General features: G+C 56.2%; 18 protein-coding genes, 3 tRNA genes and 1 pseudogene. 5 read left to right on the top strand and 17 right to left on the bottom strand.

Going from position 1 to position 17,546, the window contains the following annotated elements; genetic code table 11:
• Positions 1–74 precede the first annotated feature (74 nt).
• The 7 genes from ALTER154_RS13045 to ALTER154_RS13015 all read right to left on the bottom strand — a co-directional run bounded on the left by ALTER154_RS13045 (position 75) and on the right by ALTER154_RS13015 (position 3,171).
• On the bottom strand, positions 75–278 hold the full coding sequence (locus ALTER154_RS13045) for a hypothetical protein (protein ID WP_160087673.1): 204 nt from the start codon (positions 276–278) through the stop codon (positions 75–77).
• An 87-nt stretch (positions 279–365) separates the two neighbouring features.
• Complete coding sequence (locus ALTER154_RS13040; protein ID WP_160087672.1) at positions 366–857, bottom strand: hypothetical protein; 492 nt, start codon at positions 855–857, stop codon at positions 366–368.
• 74 nt (positions 858–931) lie between these two features.
• On the bottom strand, positions 932–1,456 hold the full coding sequence (locus ALTER154_RS13035; RefSeq protein WP_160087670.1) for a hypothetical protein: 525 nt from the start codon (positions 1,454–1,456) through the stop codon (positions 932–934).
• A gap of 86 nt (positions 1,457–1,542) precedes the next feature.
• Positions 1,543–1,842: a DUF705 domain-containing protein gene (locus tag ALTER154_RS21320; RefSeq protein WP_160087668.1), complete on the bottom strand. Its 300-nt coding sequence runs from the start codon at positions 1,840–1,842 to the stop codon at positions 1,543–1,545.
• Between the two features lie 82 nt (positions 1,843–1,924).
• Positions 1,925–2,284, bottom strand: a complete 360-nt coding sequence (locus tag ALTER154_RS13025) for a lysozyme inhibitor LprI family protein (protein WP_160087666.1) — start codon at positions 2,282–2,284, stop codon at positions 1,925–1,927.
• Between the two features lie 107 nt (positions 2,285–2,391).
• On the bottom strand, positions 2,392–2,778 hold the full coding sequence (locus ALTER154_RS13020) for a hypothetical protein (protein WP_160087664.1): 387 nt from the start codon (positions 2,776–2,778) through the stop codon (positions 2,392–2,394).
• Between the two features lie 75 nt (positions 2,779–2,853).
• Positions 2,854–3,171, bottom strand: a complete 318-nt coding sequence (locus ALTER154_RS13015; RefSeq protein ID WP_160087662.1) for an SMI1/KNR4 family protein — start codon at positions 3,169–3,171, stop codon at positions 2,854–2,856.
• Positions 3,172–3,312: 141 nt separating this feature from the next.
• On the opposite strand from ALTER154_RS13015, the gene ALTER154_RS13010 reads away from it, so the two are divergent.
• From ALTER154_RS13010 to ALTER154_RS21310, 3 genes and pseudogenes are all read left to right on the top strand, one after another.
• Positions 3,313–4,278: an integron integrase gene (locus tag ALTER154_RS13010; RefSeq protein ID WP_160087660.1), complete on the top strand. Its 966-nt coding sequence runs from the start codon at positions 3,313–3,315 to the stop codon at positions 4,276–4,278.
• 285 nt (positions 4,279–4,563) lie between these two features.
• A pseudogene (locus ALTER154_RS21315) lies at positions 4,564–5,631 on the top strand (methyl-accepting chemotaxis protein); the annotation flags it as partial.
• Complete coding sequence (locus ALTER154_RS21310) at positions 5,623–6,486, top strand: methyl-accepting chemotaxis protein (RefSeq protein ID WP_372239953.1); 864 nt, start codon at positions 5,623–5,625, stop codon at positions 6,484–6,486. The pseudogene ALTER154_RS21315 and the gene ALTER154_RS21310, both read left to right, overlap by 9 nt.
• 75 nt (positions 6,487–6,561) lie before the next feature.
• On the opposite strand, the gene rimO is transcribed toward ALTER154_RS21310, so the two are convergent.
• The 5 genes from rimO to ALTER154_RS12980 all read right to left on the bottom strand — a co-directional run bounded on the left by rimO (position 6,562) and on the right by ALTER154_RS12980 (position 9,185).
• A complete protein-coding gene (gene rimO / locus ALTER154_RS13000) occupies positions 6,562–7,884 on the bottom strand; it encodes a 30S ribosomal protein S12 methylthiotransferase RimO (protein ID WP_160087656.1) in 1,323 nt (440 codons plus the stop codon).
• 141 nt (positions 7,885–8,025) lie between these two features.
• Positions 8,026–8,577: a cytochrome b gene (locus ALTER154_RS12995; RefSeq protein WP_090252465.1), complete on the bottom strand. Its 552-nt coding sequence runs from the start codon at positions 8,575–8,577 to the stop codon at positions 8,026–8,028.
• A 135-nt stretch (positions 8,578–8,712) separates the two neighbouring features.
• A tRNA-Met gene (locus ALTER154_RS12990) sits at positions 8,713–8,789 on the bottom strand.
• A 122-nt stretch (positions 8,790–8,911) separates the two neighbouring features.
• A tRNA-Met gene (locus tag ALTER154_RS12985) sits at positions 8,912–8,988 on the bottom strand.
• Positions 8,989–9,108: 120 nt separating this feature from the next.
• A tRNA-Met gene (locus ALTER154_RS12980) sits at positions 9,109–9,185 on the bottom strand.
• Between the two features lie 206 nt (positions 9,186–9,391).
• Between ALTER154_RS12980 and ALTER154_RS12975 the strand changes: the two genes are divergently transcribed.
• Positions 9,392–9,607 (top strand): zinc-ribbon domain-containing protein, encoded by a 216-nt coding sequence (locus ALTER154_RS12975; protein WP_160087654.1) that lies wholly within the window; start codon positions 9,392–9,394, stop codon positions 9,605–9,607.
• 22 nt (positions 9,608–9,629) lie between these two features.
• A complete protein-coding gene (gene dinB, locus ALTER154_RS12970; RefSeq protein WP_160087652.1) occupies positions 9,630–10,691 on the top strand; it encodes a DNA polymerase IV in 1,062 nt (353 codons plus the stop codon).
• A 71-nt stretch (positions 10,692–10,762) separates the two neighbouring features.
• Here the strand turns inward: dinB and rhlB are convergent, their stop codons facing one another.
• The 5 genes from rhlB to ALTER154_RS12945 all read right to left on the bottom strand — a co-directional run bounded on the left by rhlB (position 10,763) and on the right by ALTER154_RS12945 (position 17,309).
• Positions 10,763–12,205 (bottom strand): ATP-dependent RNA helicase RhlB, encoded by a 1,443-nt coding sequence (gene rhlB / locus ALTER154_RS12965; protein WP_160087650.1) that lies wholly within the window; start codon positions 12,203–12,205, stop codon positions 10,763–10,765.
• 104 nt (positions 12,206–12,309) lie between these two features.
• Positions 12,310–13,473, bottom strand: a complete 1,164-nt coding sequence (locus tag ALTER154_RS12960; RefSeq protein ID WP_160087629.1) for a dipeptidase — start codon at positions 13,471–13,473, stop codon at positions 12,310–12,312.
• Between the two features lie 119 nt (positions 13,474–13,592).
• Positions 13,593–14,531: a GGDEF domain-containing protein gene (locus ALTER154_RS12955; protein ID WP_160087627.1), complete on the bottom strand. Its 939-nt coding sequence runs from the start codon at positions 14,529–14,531 to the stop codon at positions 13,593–13,595.
• A 194-nt stretch (positions 14,532–14,725) separates the two neighbouring features.
• A complete protein-coding gene (locus tag ALTER154_RS12950; RefSeq protein WP_160087625.1) occupies positions 14,726–16,627 on the bottom strand; it encodes an acyl-CoA synthetase in 1,902 nt (633 codons plus the stop codon).
• A 22-nt stretch (positions 16,628–16,649) separates the two neighbouring features.
• Positions 16,650–17,309 (bottom strand): alpha/beta hydrolase, encoded by a 660-nt coding sequence (locus tag ALTER154_RS12945; RefSeq protein WP_090252484.1) that lies wholly within the window; start codon positions 17,307–17,309, stop codon positions 16,650–16,652.
• Positions 17,310–17,546: the final 237 nt, after the last annotated feature.

The following is a 17,546-nucleotide window of genomic DNA, read 5'->3' as shown; positions in this document are numbered from 1 at the left end:
GTACCCTAACGATTAAGCTAAGGGGCGGGCTTTAGCCCGTCCCAGTGAGCGAAGCGAACGATTTGAGCGCATTGTTAGAGAATACCTAACTCTTCGGGCCATGTTTCGTCGCCTAATGCTTTTGCAGCTTGGATTAAGCACTGCTTTTCTGCCTCCGATGCTGCGCCAAGTTCGGAAGCAATTGTTTCTAGCAATGCGACGTCTTCATCGCTGTCCGAGTTGCTTCGATCATTGATGTATTTACAGGCAATGATCAGTGCGCGAGCGAGGACTTCCATAGTGTTCTCTAACGTTTGGTTAAGGGGCGGGCTTTAGCCCGTCCCGAGTGAGCGAAGCGAGCGACTTGAACCGCTTGTTAGGCTGACTCACGAACGCACCTCGTAACTAAGCTTAAGCCCTTGGACTTGGGAGAAAATTGTGTTGGCGAATTCCAGGCAATGCGGCATTAAATTTTGAATATTCTCACTAAGGAAAAGTATTTGCTTCTGTGAACCGTTATGAATACCGCCTAGGTCCTCTAGCTTGTAGCAGAACATAACTAAGGGGTCGTCTAGGTTTTCACCCATACAGTAAGATGTTGCCCATTTTATAAATAAATTTGTTGATTCCATAGAGGATATGTCAAGTACGGATGCACGCAAACAAAACTCTTCAGAAAAGCTAAGTGCTGCTGGCCGTGCTAGAAAGTCATAGCTTGGACGTTTTAGGCAGATATCCGGGCTATTTAGCGAAAGCTCAACCAGTTCCTGCTCCGGATTAGTAGATGAAAAAATTATATTGTCTACCCATGCAATAAGATTATCGGAGCTAGTCAGTCCGATTTTCCATAGGAACAATGCAATATTCAAAGTGTCCATGTGAGCCTAACGTTTGGTTAAGGGGCGGGCTTTAGCCCGTCCCAGTGAGCGAAGCGAGCGGTTTGAACCAGTTGTTAGGTTTCAAGCACCTTGATAACTCTGCTTATAAGCGCTGCTTGCTGTGAATAAAGTGTGGATGCAGTGCTACCTTTTTCGTGAGTTTCAGATTTTATCGAAACTCGCCTTTGTGTTTCGGTGAGTATTTTCAATGCTTCATGGATTCGCGACTGTAGTAGCCTAGAGTGTTCGTTTTCAGATAGATACCATGAGTAAGTGCGCTCCATGATTTCTTTCAGCTCTGCTGTATCAAGCGAACGCTCAGATGATTTTATGGAGCTGAATTCTACTTCAAGATATTCGCCGTGCTCGGTTTCTAGTACTAACCTGTTTTCTTTTTGATAGATATACAAATAGTCATTTTTTATCTTGCAGTCTTCTACAAAGCGTATTAGTTCAGCCGTGTTTTTGGGAGTTGATAAGAAAATAGAGTGCGCGGTTGGTTCTGCACCAGGGTGATAGTCTGTTATCAAGCGCAGCTCAAGATCATTCCCATCTGTTTTCACGCAGGATATGTAGATCTCTTGCTCTGGGATATTCATCGATATTGCCCTTGATACCTAACGTTTGGTTAAGGGGCGGGCTTTAGCCCGTCCCAGTGAGCGCAGCGAGCGATTTGAACCATTTGTTAGGCGTCCCCCGCATTTCCGGGAAGCACGTGCTGACAGTAGCGCCACTCATGAACTGGCTGATCATCTAGGTACAGATCTGGCTTGGGCAGAAAGGCAAGGAAGCAGTCCTCTATGCCCAGCTCGACCGCTGACGCGCGAGCGTACTCTGCACCGCCGGAACTCCACAGATATAGGGCGTCACCCTGCTTGTGGAGCGCTCGAACTCGCGCCACAACGGGAGGCATGGGAATTCGCTTGGTTCCAACGGAACGGATAAGTGTGTCATCCACATCTACGAATATGACGCGTTGTTTCATATGGTGCCTAACGTTTGGTTAAGGGGCGGGCTTTAGCCCGTCCCAGTGAGCGAAGCGAACGATTTGAACCACTAGTTAGAGGTTACCACCCGTAACTGTCGGTAGTGCTTTGAAGCTGCTCTGCAATTTTTACCCTGCACTCGGATTCGTGGACGGAAGTCCATTGTCCACCGTATGTACTGCTTACGGAATTACAAAATAGAGTTCTAAATTCTTCCCATTTTTCTTTTGCTTCTTTAAGCTGTTTGATTGCTTCTTTATTTTCTTCTGCACCGGCTTCTAATAAGAGACGCTGGTAGCTTTTTTCCGTTAGCTCGTTCTGTTGTTGCCATGAGTTATTTGAGGCTTCCGAGTACTCTGCCTGTGACTCAGCCAATGCGTGATTATTTATTAAAAATATGCAGGTGGCGAAGGCAATTGTTGAGGCTTTGCGATCAGACATTGTTTGCCTCTAACGTTTGGTTAAGGGGCCGGCTTTAGCCGGTCCCGAGTGAGCGAAGCGAGCGACTTGAACCAGTTGTTAGGCTCTTGGGCGCTGAGTGAATAGTATTATTCGATGTCAATGTATTTTGTATTTGCCTGTATGCCGCAAGGACAGCATTCCTTCGGCCACCACATTACAACGATGTAAGGTTTTCCGGGTTTGTTTTTGTCTATTTTAAATTCTGCGCTGGCTGATTTTTTGGTATAGCTGGATTTGAGCGTTTCGTACGGTTCGTAAACTGGAATACCTTTAGTGCCGTGCTCGGAGTATGCGAGCATTATCTCAGCATCTTTTAAATCTTCCAGTTGTCGAGGAACAGTTGCTCTGTAAGTATTTCCAGAAATTTTCTCTAGCTTTATTAAATTGTCATATTCCTCGCCGCCTCTTGGCGAATAGCACGCTAAAGAGGCTTGCGAATAGATTATGGATATTACGATTATGAGTAAACGCATGATTGCCTAACGTTTGGTTAAGGGGCCGGCTTTAGCCGGTCCCAAGTGAGCGAAGCGAACGACTTGAACCACTAGTTAGGTGGGTAGCTCGATGCAGCCTGCTAGCTCATTCCAGGTATTTGCAATTTTTTGTGCGTAACGAGCTTCCATGCCTATGAGCGGCAGCATGAATACCTCTCCCTGTGAGTTGAAAGCCAGTATTTCTCCGCCTCCGTTACCTGCAAAAGCAAGATAGCCGGGAGCAAGCTCTTTAATCTGTATGTCCTCGTTATTTGTAGCAATATCCTCTGGAAGCCAGAGCTCAACGTAGCCAGGTTTGCCTTCTGTAAAGGACTCTATGGCACCGTGCAGGGCAATAAATTCTAGATACTCGGGCGGAATGCGAATTTCCATATTCACCTAACTATAAATAGACACCAATTGGTGTAATAACGTTTTATGGGGTGTGGTGGATAACATTCTTGTCTGTCTTAGAGGTGGCGTCTAGGCTGAGGGGGGGGCGACAGGATTTGGCTAAAAAGGGAGTTATGCACCATGGATGGGAAGCCACGTTTGCTTGAGCAGGTTCGCGAACAGATTCGCCTGAAACACTACTCGATTCGTACAGAACACGTCTATTGCGAATGGGTAAAGCGCTTTATTCGGTTTCACAGTTATCGACACCCAAAGGAGATGGGGGCGGCTGAGGTCGAGGCTTTTCTATCGGATTTGGCGTTGCGTAAGAGTGTTTCGGCTTCAACACAGAATCAGGCGCTTGCTGCGTTGCTGTTTCTCTATAAGCAGGTGCTAAAGCTGGATTTGCCTTGGTTGGGCGAGGTGGTGAGGGCAAAGAAGCCCAGTCGTCTGCCTGTGGTACTCAGTGTGGCTGAAGTTCAACAGTTGCTGGGGCGGTTAGACGGAGAGGTCGGGTTAGTGACGCATTTGTTATATGGCTCTGGTATGCGCCTGATGGAGGTTATACGCTTGCGGGTCAAGGATGTTGATTTTCCCCGTGGTGAGATTCTAGTTCGCGATGGAAAGGGGATGAAAGATCGGGTCACGGTACTCCCACGCCGTTTGGTGGAGCCGCTTAAACAGCATTTGGCGCTGGTTCGGGCGCAGCATAACGCCGAATTGAAGGTGGGCCGTGGCGATGTGTATTTACCTTTCGCGCTTGAGCGTAAGTACCCGAATGGTCCGTGGGAGTGGGGCTGGCAGTATGTATTTCCTGCCTCAGGTCTTTCGGTCGATCCGCGCAGTGGCAAGGTGCGCCGGCACCATTTTGATGAAAAGCGTGTGCAGCGCGCATTCAAGGCTGCATTGAAACTGACAGATATTGTGAAACTGGCTACGCCGCATACGTTGCGGCATTCCTTTGCCACGCATTTGTTGGAAAGCGGTCAGGACATTCGCACCGTTCAAGAGCTGCTAGGTCACTCCGATGTGAAGACGACGATGATCTATACCCACGTGCTGAATCGTGGCGGGCTAGCCGTGTTAAGTCCGCTCGATAGGGCCTGAGTGGCGCGAGCTAAAACCCCGCAGCATGGGGGGCTGCATGTGTTGTCTTCGATTTAATCTGCGCGTTATAAATTTGGCGCTATTAATGTGACGCCCTGGCATGTCTCGTCGTCATGCTGTGCACTCCGGGTAATGCCTGGCGTGTGGTTTCAGCGTGATACTTGCTGATTCCTTTCTAGCTACAGTTCGCCGAGTCCTCGGCAATCCCGTCCAGACGCGCTGCCACAACAATAACTCCAGCTGCTGATTTGGCTTTTGATACGTACGTTGGAGAGAGGCCGTTTTATGAATACCTGGTTTGCCAATATCAGCGTCACCCGCAAGTTGCTGATAGGTTTTGGCGTTGTGCTGGCGATGACAGTGTTGATGGCCTGGACGGGCTGGAGTGGGCTGGGCAGTGTGATTCAGCGCGCTAACTGGATGAGCGACATTACCTACCTCAACAGCAGCCTCACCAATCTGCGCATTGCGCGGTTGCAGTACATGATCGCTAACGGTGATTTGCCCACCGCTGAACGCCTACAGTCGACCTTAAGCACTTACATTGCCAAGCAAGAGGCGCTGCAGGCTTCGTTCAAGAATCCGGTCAATGTGGCGCTACTCAAGAAGCAGGGGGCGATCAACGATGAGTACCAAGTGTCTTTGAATGCCATGAAGGCCGCTTATAAAGAAGCCAATGCAGCTAATGAGGTGTTGGCCCTGAGGGCGGCCGAGGCCGTTGAGCAAGTTCGCCAGATCATGGCAGTTGTCGTGCAATTACCCGAATTTGATCCACAGCGCTTTGCTCAGTATCAGGCGATTACTGACAGCAGGGCCGAGTTGCTGCAGGTGCAACACCTGGTCAGTGTGTTCCGTAACAATGCCAGCCCCGCAAATGAGTCGGCGATGATTCAGGGGGTTGAGGCGATCATGGCAGGGCTGGCGGATGTGAGTCGTGCATTCGTCGGGTCACAGCAAGCCGCTGTATTGCAGGTTGAGCGTAGCTTGGCGCAGTACCGGGATGCGGTGTTGGCGCTGCGTGATGCCACTCAGGCCATTGCGCGCGCGCGTCAGGAGATGACCGTGCAAGGCGCTGAGATTGTCAAAATCAGCGACGAGCTTTACAGCTTCCAGCTTGACCGTCTGGCGGTCGAAAGTGCGGCGGCGCGTTACCTGCAGGTGACGGCTACAGCGCTGGCTTTGCTGCTTGGGCTGCTTGCTGCATGGCTGATTACACGGCAGATCATTCGTCCACTGCGTGCCACGCTGTTGGACGTTGAGCGCATTGCCAGTGGTGATCTGACACCCAGTGCCGCAGTGGTGCGTCAGGATGAGTTGGGTGTGTTGCAGCAAGGCGTGCAGCGTATGGCCAGCACCTTGCGTGAGTTGATTGGCGGAATTCGTGATGGCGTGAGCCAGATCAGCAGTGCTGCCGAGGAGCTGTCTGCCGTAACCGCGCAGACCAGTGCTGGGGCCAATAACCAGAAGAGTGAAACCGATCAAGTGGCCACTGCCATGCACGAGATGTCTGCCACGGTGCAGGAGGTTGCGCGCAATGCCGAGCAGGCGTCTTACGCTGCGACGGACGCTGACAGTGAGGCGCGTAAAGGTGACAAAGTGGTAGCCCAGGCCATTGCCCAAATTGAGCGTCTGGCTGAAGAAGTGGGGCGCTCCACTGGCGCCATGACGGCTTTGCAGCAAGAAAGCCAGAAGATTGGCAGTGTGATGGATGTCATCAAGGCTGTGGCGGAGCAGACGAACCTGCTTGCACTCAACGCGGCTATTGAGGCTGCGCGCGCCGGTGAGGCGGGTCGAGGTTTCGCGGTGGTCGCGGATGAGGTGCGTGGTTTGGCTCAACGCACGCAGAAGTCTACTGAGGAGATCGAGGGTTTGGTTGCGGGGCTGCAGAATGGCACGCAGCAGGTGGCCAGCATCATGTTGAGCAGCCGCACTTTGACTGACAGCAGTGTTGAGTTGACTCGTCGCGCGGGTGATTCGCTGGAAAGCATTACCCGTACAGTGTCGAATATTCAGTCGATGAATCAGCAGATTGCAGCGGCGGCTGAGCAGCAAAGTGCGGTGGCTGAAGAGATCAGTCGCAGCATCATCAGCGTGCGGGATGTGTCCGAACAGACAGCCTCTGCCAGTGATGAAACGGCTCGGGCCAGTGTTGAACTGGCGCGTCTGGGTAATCAGCTGCAGATGATGGTGAGTCGTTTCCGGGTCTAGCTGCCGCGCTGACAGTTGAACGCAAACGCCCCGCAATGCGGGGCGTTTTTGTGTGGCGGGCAACTATCCGTTGGGTCAGATCAGCTCGGCCCACATGTCGTATTCATCGGCATCGACGATGCGCACGCGGACCTTGTCGCCTGGATTGACGTTGGTGCTGGCGATAAACACGCTGCCATCGATTTCTGGAGCATCAGCGTAGCAGCGGGCAACGGCGCCTTGGTCGTCGACTTCATCGATCAGCACGTCCATCTCCTTGCCGACCTTGAGTTGCAGGCGAGCGGTGCTGATGGCTTGCTGGTGGGCCATGAAACGGTCCCAGCGATCCTGTTTGACGTCATCGGGTACCGGGTTGTCGAGCAGGTTGGCCGGCGCGCCTTCTACGGGGGAATACTGGAAGCAACCGACGCGATCGAGCTGCGCTTCGGTCAACCAGTCGAGCAGGTACTGGAAGTCTTCTTCAGTTTCGCCGGGGAAGCCGACGATAAAGGTCGAGCGGATGGTCAGCTCCGGGCAGATCTCGCGCCAGGCTTTGATGCGTGCCAGGGTCTTGTCTTCGAAGGCGGGGCGCTTCATCAGCTTGAGCACTTTCGGGCTGGCGTGCTGGAAGGGGATATCCAGGTACGGCAGGATCTTGCCGGCGGCCATCAGCGGGATCAGCTCGTCGACGTGCGGGTAGGGGTAGACGTAGTGCAGGCGCACCCATACGCCCAGGCTGGAGAGCGCTTCACACAGTTCGGTCATGCGGGTTTTCACCGGCTGGCCGTTCCAGAAGTCGGTCTTGTATTTCATGTCCACGCCATAGGCGCTGGTGTCCTGGGAAATCACCAGCAGCTCTTTGACGCCGGCTTTGACCAGGCGCTCAGCTTCGCTGAGTACTTCACCCACCGGGCGGCTGACCAGTTTGCCGCGCATCGACGGGATGATGCAGAAGCTGCAGCTGTGGTTACAGCCTTCGGAAATCTTCAGGTAGGCATAGTGACGCGGGGTGAGTTTGATGCCCTGCGGCGGCACCAGGTCGATCAGCGGGTTGTGATCCTGGCGCGGCGGCACGACTTCATGCACGGCGTTGACCACTTGCTCGTACTGCTGCGGGCCTGTCACCGAGAGCACGCTGGGGTGCACGTCGCGGATGCTGCCTTCTTCCACGCCCATGCAGCCGGTGACGATCACTTTGCCGTTTTCTTTGATCGCTTCGCCGATCACTTCCAGGGATTCGGCTTTAGCACTGTCGATAAAGCCGCAGGTGTTGACCACCACCACATCGGCGTCCTGATAGGTCGACACCACTTCATAACCTTCCATGCGCAGCTGAGTCAGGATGCGCTCAGAGTCCACCAGCGCCTTGGGGCAACCGAGTGATACAAAGCCGACTTTCGGCGTGGCGGGGGTGGACATGGCGTTAACCTCAGGCGTGTACGGATGGATGCTGGGCGCTGGGCGCGCCTCTGATCAAAAAGTGCGCAATTCTAGCGGCGACGCTGGCAATTGACCAGCACTGAGCGTCACCTGTGTATCAGGACTGAATGCTTGGCGGCGTCAGGGCTGCTTACTTGGCAAGATGCGGGTCAGGGTGTTGTCGCGCACAACAAAGTGGTGGAACAGCCCGGCCGCAGCATGCAGGCCAATCAACCAGTATCCGGCGCTACCGGCCAGTTCATGCCATTCCTTTATCGTGCCAGCCAAATCCGGGTTTTTGCTGACCAGAGGTGGCAACTCCAGGCCAAAAAATGGGATGGGTTTGCCGGCGGCGCTGAGGATCAACCAGCCGGCCAGTGGGGCGCCGATCATCAGGCCGTAGAGTGCTAGATGCATCAGTTTTGCCGGGATGGCTTGCCAGGTAGGCAGGGTAGGTTGGATGACCGGCGTGGGTGCAATCAAGCGTGCCAGCAAGCGCAGCCACACGAGCGTGAAGACGGCGAGGCCCAGCATAAAGTGCCATTGCTTGAGTAGTTCACGAGTGTCGCTGCCTTTGGGAAAGTTCCCTTTGAGCTCGATGCAGGCGTAGACGCCGGCAATAAGAATCAGCATCAGCCAGTGCAGCGCTATATTCAGGCTGCCATAGCGCGCTTCCGTATTTTTCCAGGGCATGGTGTTTTGCCTCCTAGGCTGTCAGTGATCATCGGCTTCAGTGTAGGCAGGCAACTTCCAGCTCTCATTGAGCGTGATCAGCTAAATCGCGCACAAACAAAAAGGCCACTCGATTGAGTGGCCTTTTTGAGTATCTGGTTGCGGGAGCCGGATTTGAACCGACGACCTTCGGGTTATGAGCCCGACGAGCTACCAGACTGCTCCATCCCGCGCCGGCAATTCTATATAGAAATCGTCGTGTGTCAACAAAATAGTGTTTTTAATCAAATGCTTAGAATGCGTGTGCGAGAGAAACAAAAAAGGCCACTCGATTGAGTGGCCTTTTTTGAGTATCTGGTTGCGGGAGCCGGATTTGAACCGACGACCTTCGGGTTATGAGCCCGACGAGCTACCAGACTGCTCCATCCCGCGCCGGCCATTCTATACAGGAACGGTGCTTTGTCAATTGATTAGTGGTTTTTAATCAATAACTTAAATCGGTCGGGCGGAAATGCAAAAAGGCCACTCGATTGAGTGGCCTTTTTGAGTATCTGGTTGCGGGAGCCGGATTTGAACCGACGACCTTCGGGTTATGAGCCCGACGAGCTACCAGACTGCTCCATCCCGCGGCGCCAATTCTAGCGTTTAAATGCTGCTTGTCAACCTAAAGGTGGCCAGAAGTTGTTTTTATTCAGATGCTTAGCCGTACGTTGATTGATTTTGCGCTGCAGAGCCCTGTGCTAGAGCCTGATTGAGCGGACAGCTTTGCTTTCGGCATAGCCCGCAACCGGGCTGTTGGGCTAGAGTCCGTGCCCACATAAATTGGAGAAATGTTATGAGCGTTGAATGCAAAGCCTGTGGTGCTCAGGTGCCAGCCGATGCCAAGATCTGTCCGGGTTGCGGCGCTGCCGTGGCGGCGAAGACCAAGCTGGTGCCATTGGCTGCGTTTATGCTGATCGTCATCCTGATTATCCAGTCTTATATGAGTAAGTCTGAGGATGCGGCGAGCGAGGCGAAACCGGCAGCGCCTGTTAGCTCAGCCGAGCAGTAGCAGCAGGGCTGGTGGCTAGGCGATGAACAGCCGCAAGATCATCCACGTGGACTGTGATTGCTTTTACGCCGCAATCGAGATGCGAGATGACCCGAGCCTGGCCAGAAAGCCCTTGGCGGTCGGTGGCTCGGCAGATCGGCGCGGGGTGATTGCCACCTGCAACTACGAAGCGCGCAGTTATGGCGTGCGATCAGCGATGGCGTCTGGGCAAGCGCTCAAGTTGTGTCCGGATTTGGTCATCGTTAAACCGCGAATGGACGCCTACAAGGCCGTATCGCGGGAGATTCAGGCGATCTTTCGTGATTACACCGAGCTGATCGAGCCCTTGTCGCTGGATGAGGCCTACCTGGATGTAACCGACAGCCCGCACTTTGCTGGCAGCGCCACGCGCATCGCTCAGGATATTCGCCGGCGGGTCTCGCAGGAGCTGCATATCACCGTTTCGGCAGGTGTGGCGCCCAACAAGTTTCTGGCCAAGATCGCCAGCGACTGGAAGAAACCTAACGGCCTGTTTGTGATTACCCCAGATCAGATTGAGGACTTTGTCGCCGCCTTACCGGTGAGCAACCTGCATGGTGTAGGCAAGGTCACGGCCGACAAGCTTGGGCGCCTGGGCATTCGTACCTGCAGCGATCTGCGCGAGTGGAACAAGCTGGCGTTGGTCAAGGAGTTCGGCAGCTTCGGCGAGCGCTTGTGGGGCCTGGCGCGCGGGATTGATGAGCGAGTTGTGCATAACGACAGCCGGCGTCAGTCGGTCAGCGTGGAAAATACCTTTGATAAGGATTTGCCGGATTTAGCCGCCTGTCTTGAGCAGTTGCCGGCGCTGCTGGAGCAGTTGGCCACGCGGATGGCGCGGTTGGATGCGAGTTACCGGCCGGATAAACCCTTCGTCAAAATCAAGTTTCACGATTTCAGCCAAACCACCTTGGAGCAGGGCGGAGCGCGGCGGGATCTGGAGAGTTATTCGCGGTTGATGAGCACGGCCTTTGCGCGGGGCAATAAAGCGGTGCGCCTGCTCGGCGTGGGTGTTCGCTTACATGACCTGCGCGGTAAGCAGGAGCAGCTTGAGTTATTTGCGCCCTGACTCCTGATAGGCCGATCTGTGCCCATGAAAAAGGCGAAGCCGCAGGGCTTCGCCTTTTTAGTTAGGGCGGATCAATGCTTGCGAGGGACTGGCTTGAGCAGCTCGTCGGGCGGCATTTCGCAGGCGATCTTGCGGCCCAGTAGGGCTTCGATGGCAGGCAAGGCGTAGGCATCGTCTTCACCGGCAAAGCTGATTGAGGTGCCGCTGGTGCCGGCGCGTCCGGTACGACCGATGCGGTGCACGTAATCGTCCGGGGTTTCTGGCAGGGTAAAGTTGATCACGTGGCTGATTGCGTCGACGTGGATGCCGCGACCGGCCACGTCGGTGGCGACCATCACGCGGATCTTGCCTTCGCGGAAGCCTTCCAAGGCGCGGATGCGTTTGTGCTGCGGTACGTCGCCGGACATCTGTACGGCGCTGATGCCGTCGCGGGTCAGGCGTTCTTCGATACGCCGCACTTCATCCTTGCGGTTGGCGAAGACCATTACGCGAATCCAGTCATTCTGGGTGATCAGGTTGTACAGCAGCTTGTACTTGTCGCTGCCAGCCACGGCATAAACGTGCTGTTCAACGGTATCGCTGGCGACGTTTTCCGGCTCGATCTCGACGATCGCCGGCTCGGTGGTCCATTGCTTGGCCAGGTTCATCACGTCTTCGGTGAAGGTCGCGGAGAACAGCAGGGTCTGGCGTTCGCCCTTCATCGGGGTCTGGCGGATGATCTGGCGGACCTGGGGGATAAAGCCCATGTCGAGCATGCGGTCGGCTTCGTCGAGCACCATCACTTCGACCATGTCCAGGTGCACTTCGCCGCGCTGGTTGAAGTCGAGCAAACGGCCTGGGGTGGCTACCAGAATGTCGCAGAAGCGCGATTCAAGCAGCTTGAGTTGTTTGTCGAAGTCCATGCCGCCGACAAAGCTCATCACGTTTAGGCCGGTGTATTTGGTCAGGTCGGCCGCATCCTTGGCGATCTGCACCACCAGCTCGCGGGTCGGAGCAATGATCAGCGCGCGTGGCTCGCCCATATAACGCTCTTTCGGCGGTGGGGTTTGCAGCAGCTGGGTGATGATCGAGATCAGGAAGGCAGCAGTTTTGCCTGTGCCGGTCTGGGCGCGACCGATAGCGTCACGGCCGCTGAGGGTGTAACCCAGCACCTGCGCTTGGATCGGTGTGCAGTAGGGGAAGCCAAGATCATGAATCGCATGCATCAGCTCGGGGGAGAGCTTGAAGTCATGAAAACGGGTTTTGCCCTCAGCCGGTGCGACGGTGAAGTCTTCCAGTTTCCAGGTGTCGACGGATTTGGCCGGACGCTCGCGGCGCTGTTTTGCCGGTTTTTCCTTGCTCTGTAACGGCTTTTCAGCGGCTTCAGGGGAGCGCGGTGAAGCGCTGCGGCTGGATTTGTCAGCGTTGGCGTCAGGCTGGACGCGCGGTGCGCTGGGCGTTACAGGTGACGGAGTTGCTGGGCTGGGCTGCTCGCCCTCGGCTTTGCCGAATATTTTCTTGAGTGCTTTGAGCACGGTCATCTCATCAATTGGTTAAGGAGTGAACGGCCGCCAGTGTAAAGCAAGAAGCCGGCGCGGCGAAGTGCCGCGCCGGATGGCGACGATTGGTTGGTTTTTACTCAATTTTCGGGAAGGCTGGCAAGCAGCATGCGCTGAACATTGCCGCCCATGATGGCGGCAATGTCCGCGTGGCTGAAACCCGCCTTGAGCAGGCCTTCGGTCAGTTGCGGCAGGCCGGTGACATCAAATGGAGCATGGATGGTGCCATTGAAGTCTGAACCCAGGGCCACATGCTGCACGCCAATCAAGCCGGCGGTGTAGCGCATTGCCTTGACGATGGCCTCGACCGACGTGGCGCAGACGGCGGCATCCCAGTAACCGATACCGATGACCCCACCCGTGGCAGCGATGGCTTTCAGGTGTTTGTCGCTGAGGTTGCGCGTGCCTTTGCAGGTGCCTTCCACGCCTGTGTGGGAGACCAGTACCGGGCGTGTGCTGATGGCCAGTACATCATCGATCAGCGGACGCGAGGCGTGGGCCAGGTCGATCAGCATGGCTTTTTCTTCCAGGCGCTTGATCACTTGGCGGCCCAGCGGGGTCAGGCCACCTTTTTCCAGGCCGTGGGCCGATCCGCCGATTTCGTTATCAAAGAAGTGGGTTAGGCCGGTGATGCGAAAGCCTGCGTCATACAGTGCGTCGACGTTCTCCAGCTTGCCTTCAATTGGTTGCAGGCCTTCGGTGGCGAGAATGCCTGCGACACGCTGCGGGTCTTTTTGCCAGGCGCTGATAAAGTTGACGAGGTCGCTGCGGGTTTTGATCAGTACCAGGCGGCCGTCGCTGTTGGCGCTGGCCTCATCGAGCTTGTGCGCTTGGTAGAGCGCGCGTTGCAGCAGGCTGCTCCAGGTTGCCTTGGGCCAGCGCTGAGCCATGGCCAGGAGGGTGATGTTGTCAGTGTCACCGCTGTTACGCTCATAGTTGATGCCGCGCGGTGTCTTGGTCACGGTGGAAAACACCTGCAGGCCAACGCGGCCTTCGAGCATGCGCGGCAGGTCGGAGTGGCCAAAATCGTAGCGCTTGAGTAGGTCGCGCTCCCACAGCAGCACGTCGTCATGCAGGTCGGCGATAAACAGTTGTTGATGCAGCTGGTTGGCAGGCTCGCTGGCGGGATAGGGGGCGGGGTACTCGACGCTGTTCATCTTGCGGTCAAGCAAGGAGGGCAGGGCAAACACGCTGCCCGCTGCGATCAACAGGATTATCAGCAGGGTGATCAGAATTTTGCGCATATAAGGTGCCATCCGGGCGTTGTTGTTATGCGCAGCACTCTAGCAAGAGTGGGTCAGAAATGTGATGGGTGGCTAGTGGGCCGTTTGGGGGGCGTAAACGCGCAGCAGATCGCAAAGGGCTAACCGCAGAGGCAGTCGCGACCTTGCTGTTTGGCCTGATACAGCGCGCTGTCAGCGCGGGCGATCACGCCTTGCAGGCTGTCTTTGGGCTGCATCTGCGCCAGGCCAATGGATACGGTCACCCCCGGCAGTACGCCAATCGGGGAGTGAAATGAGCTGACGGCTCGCAGCGCCTGGCGCAGACGCTCACCGATGCTGCGGGCTTCATCGGCACTGATTTCTGGCAGCAGGATGACGAACTCCTCACCGCCGTAGCGGGTCAGGCTGTCCTTAGGGCGCAGCTGGTTGCGCAGGGTGTGCGCAACCAGGCATAGGGCGTAGTCGCCCGCGAGGTGGCCATGCTGGTCGTTGTAGGCTTTGAAGTGATCGACATCGAGCATCAGCATGCACAGTGGTTTGCCATTGAAGGCGCTGCGGGTGCTTTCGCGTTCGAAGATATGTTCCAGCCAGCGACGGTTATAGGCGCCGGTCAGGGCATCAATATTGGCGGTCTGTTCGCTGTCGAGGATGAGCCGGTTGCCTTTGCGCACACGGTCGCAGAGCAGTTCGAGCAAGTTCTGCATCAATGCTGGTGATTGTTGGAACAGGTTGTACAAGGATTCGCGGTGCAGGCGCAGCACGCAGCAGGGCTCCGTCGCCACCACATAGGCGGAGGGGTGTTCGTTATCGATAAAGCTGATTTCGCCTGCACAGTCACCGGCTTTGAGGGTGCTGACGGCCTGGCTATCAAGCGAGCCAAGGTAGACCTTGAGTTGGCCCTTGAGCAGCAGGTACAGGTACTGGTTGCGGTTGAAGGGGGATAACAAAACTTCCCCTGCATCCAGGTCGCAGGCGCGGAATTCTTTAAGCAGCTGATTAATGCCGCTGGCGGCGACGTTATTGAACAGTCGCAAGTGGCGAATTTGCTGCAGATCAGCCTGCCATTTGGCGTTTTTCATTGGGGCGGCAGGTGTGGCTGTAGGCTATGAATAGTGGGCATCGCTAACGCTCCCTGCATTAAGGGCGAACACCATGCCTGAACATATTCCGCTGCCTGTGGCCTGACAATCCTTGTCAGACGCACGGGCGACCAGCGGTATTGAAGTTGAATGGTTTATCACAATTCTGGCGTGTTCCTTGCGCCAGTGATTGTTTACTCGGTGAGGTGCAGTTCTATCGCAACGGCAAAACCCGCCAGTCGTTGGCTCACTGCATCGGCCAGTGCGGCCTGGCCGGCGGGTATATAGATGTGGGCAATCTGGCCGCGTTTGTCGTCACTCAAGACCTCCACGCGCAGACGGGCATCTATTTCTGCCAGTGCCGACTGATAAACGCGGTTAATCGCATCGAAGCGCAGCGCCGGTTTGAAGGTTTTACCCACCGCGGTCAGCGGTATGGTGTCAATGATCCAGGCATCCTTGGGGATCGCCGCGCGTTCGTGAATGTGTTCGGCTGCATGGGCCAACAGTTCGGCTTCGCTGACCTCAGCGCCGGGTTTGAGTTGCACGTAGACCACCGGCAGTTCGCCGGCCTTTTCGTCAGGCTTACCGACCGCTGCAGCCATGGCCACGGCGGGGTGTTTGTGCAGCGCTTCTTCAATCATCTGTGGGTCGATATTGTGGCCGCCACGGATGATCAGATCCTTGCTGCGTCCGGTCAGCCAGATGTAACCATCAGCATCCACACGGCCGAGGTCGCCGGTGTTGAACCAGTCGCCGTCGACCCAGATGCCGGCGTTCTTACTGCTTTGCAGGTAACCCTTGAATACTGTGGCGCCACGGATGCACAGGTTGCCAATTTCATTGCGGTTGGCCTCCCTTAAATAGTTGCCCTGTTCGTCGAGCACCTTGATGCTCACTTCGCAGTAAGGCATTGGCAGGCCGATGGAGCCGGGGCGACGCTCGCCAGCAGGTGGGTTGGCGCAGCTACCGCAGGTGCCTTCGGTGAGACCATAGCCTTCGATCAGGGTTAGCCCAGTTTTGCTTTCGAACTGGCGAATCAGCTCAACGGGCATCGGTGCTGCGCCGCACAGGGCGTATTTCAGCGAGCTGAGGTCATGGCCTTCGCTCGGCACCTGCAGCAGGCCGGCGTAGATGGTTGGTACGCCGCTAAAGAAGCTGACGTTATGGCGTTCGATGATCGTCCAGAAATTGCTGATCAGGTTGGCGTTGCGGTACCCCTGCGGCGTAGCCAGCAGTACTTCGGCGCCGCCGATGAAAGCAGTCAGACCTGTAACAATCACTCCGTTGACGTGAAACAGCGGCAGGCCGCAAAGGGTGACATCGCCCGGCTCGAAGCGGGTAACCAAGTTCATGCTGAACGCCATGGCCACTTCGTTGCCATGGCTATGCGGTGCGAGCTTCGGCGTACCAGTGGTGCCGCCGGTGTGGAAGTAGCTGGCAATGTCGTCTGGCGCGATTACGCGGCCGCTTTCCAGGTGGTCGTCTGGGCAGGCCGCGATCAGCTCATCAAAGTCCAGTACGCCGTCTGGCAGCGGCCCGCGCTGCGCTTTGATCGCACTGCGCTGCGGCTCCGGCAGCAGATTGGCCATGTCCACGCAGATAATTGCCTTGAGCGCAGGCAGTTGCTCGCGCAGACCTTCGACCTTGGCCCACAGATCGGTGCCGGGGAAGGGTGCCAGAGTGACCAGCAGCTCGGAGTCCGAGGCCTGGATCAGCTCGGCGATATGTTCCGGGTCAAGCAGCGGGTTGATCGCATTGACGATCCCTGCCGCTTCGCCGCCCCAAATGGTGAAGTGGGTGTGCGGCAGGTTTGGCAACAGAAACGACACCGCCTTGCCCGGACGTAAGCCCAGGCGGTGGAAGGCGTTGGCGGTCTGGGTAATCTTGCCCAGCAGCTGCCTGTAGCTGAGGCGGTAAGCCGCCTCGTTTGCCGTGCCCTGGAGGATGAACGAGAGCGCCGATGCATCTGCTTGCTGCGCTGCACTGCGGCAGATCAGCTCATACGTGCTGGCCGGCAGGTCGCGTTCGGCCAGTGGTGTTTGCTCGATCAGCTGGATATCACGCAGGGTCTTGATCGCAGGTATGGCAGGCATAGATGGTCTCGCTCGCAGGCAGTCAACTGGTAAACCGTTGCTCCAGCCAGTCGGCGATGTCGCGGATTTCCTCATTCACCACTTCGTGGCCCATCGGGTAATCACGCCATTGCACGCTGACGCCGGATGCAATTAGGTAGTCATGGGCTGCACGGCCCATGGCCGGCAGTACGATGTCGTCGAATGTGCCATGCAAACACAGGACCGGCAGTTGTCTTTTTGTATCTGCCAGGACCACCTCGTCGCTGAATGTAGGGGCGTAGGTTGACAGTGCAATTACGCCACCGAGCGCAAACTGCCAGCGTAGGAAGGCAGTGTGCAGCACCACCGCGCCGCCCTGGGAGAAGCCGGCGAGGACGATGCGGGCCGGGTCGATGCCGCTGTCACGCTGCGCTTCGATTAGTTCGATCACCTGTTGCGCCGAGGCTTCCAGCTGTTCGCGGTTAATCGCGCGGGCCGGGCTCATGGCCAGGATGTCGTACCAGCTGGGCATGGCGTAGCCGCCGTTGATGGTTACCGCCTGAGTCGGCGCTTGCGGCAACACGAAGCGGGTGCTGTGCAGGCGCTTCTGCAGCATCTCGGCAACCGGCATAAAGTCATAACGGTCGGCCCCCAGGCCGTGCAACCAAATGACGCACGCATCGGCGGCAAGTGTGGGCTGAAGAATCAAGGGTTCACTCATTTGAGGCTCCGCTGTGGTGCATGCGCGCTGATTTAGTGCGCGGGAAAATTTAGGGGGTGGCGATTCTAGAAAGAAGTTGTCGCCAGGGTGCAAGTTTTGCTCTTGACCTGTCCGTATGGTGCTCAAAGCGCGGCGCTGGTACGGGCCTTGCTATACACCATAGGGACTGATGACGTGGCCGGGCCGTGGTAACACTGCCACCAAACCGGGCACGGAGCAGACTGAAATGCCGTTAAC

The organism is Pseudomonas sp. 9AZ, from assembly GCF_902506525.1.
GTDB lineage: Bacteria > Pseudomonadota > Gammaproteobacteria > Pseudomonadales > Pseudomonadaceae > Aquipseudomonas > Aquipseudomonas peli.
Note: the sequence above shows the minus strand (reverse complement) of the source record. Positions and strands in the feature narration are given on the sequence as shown.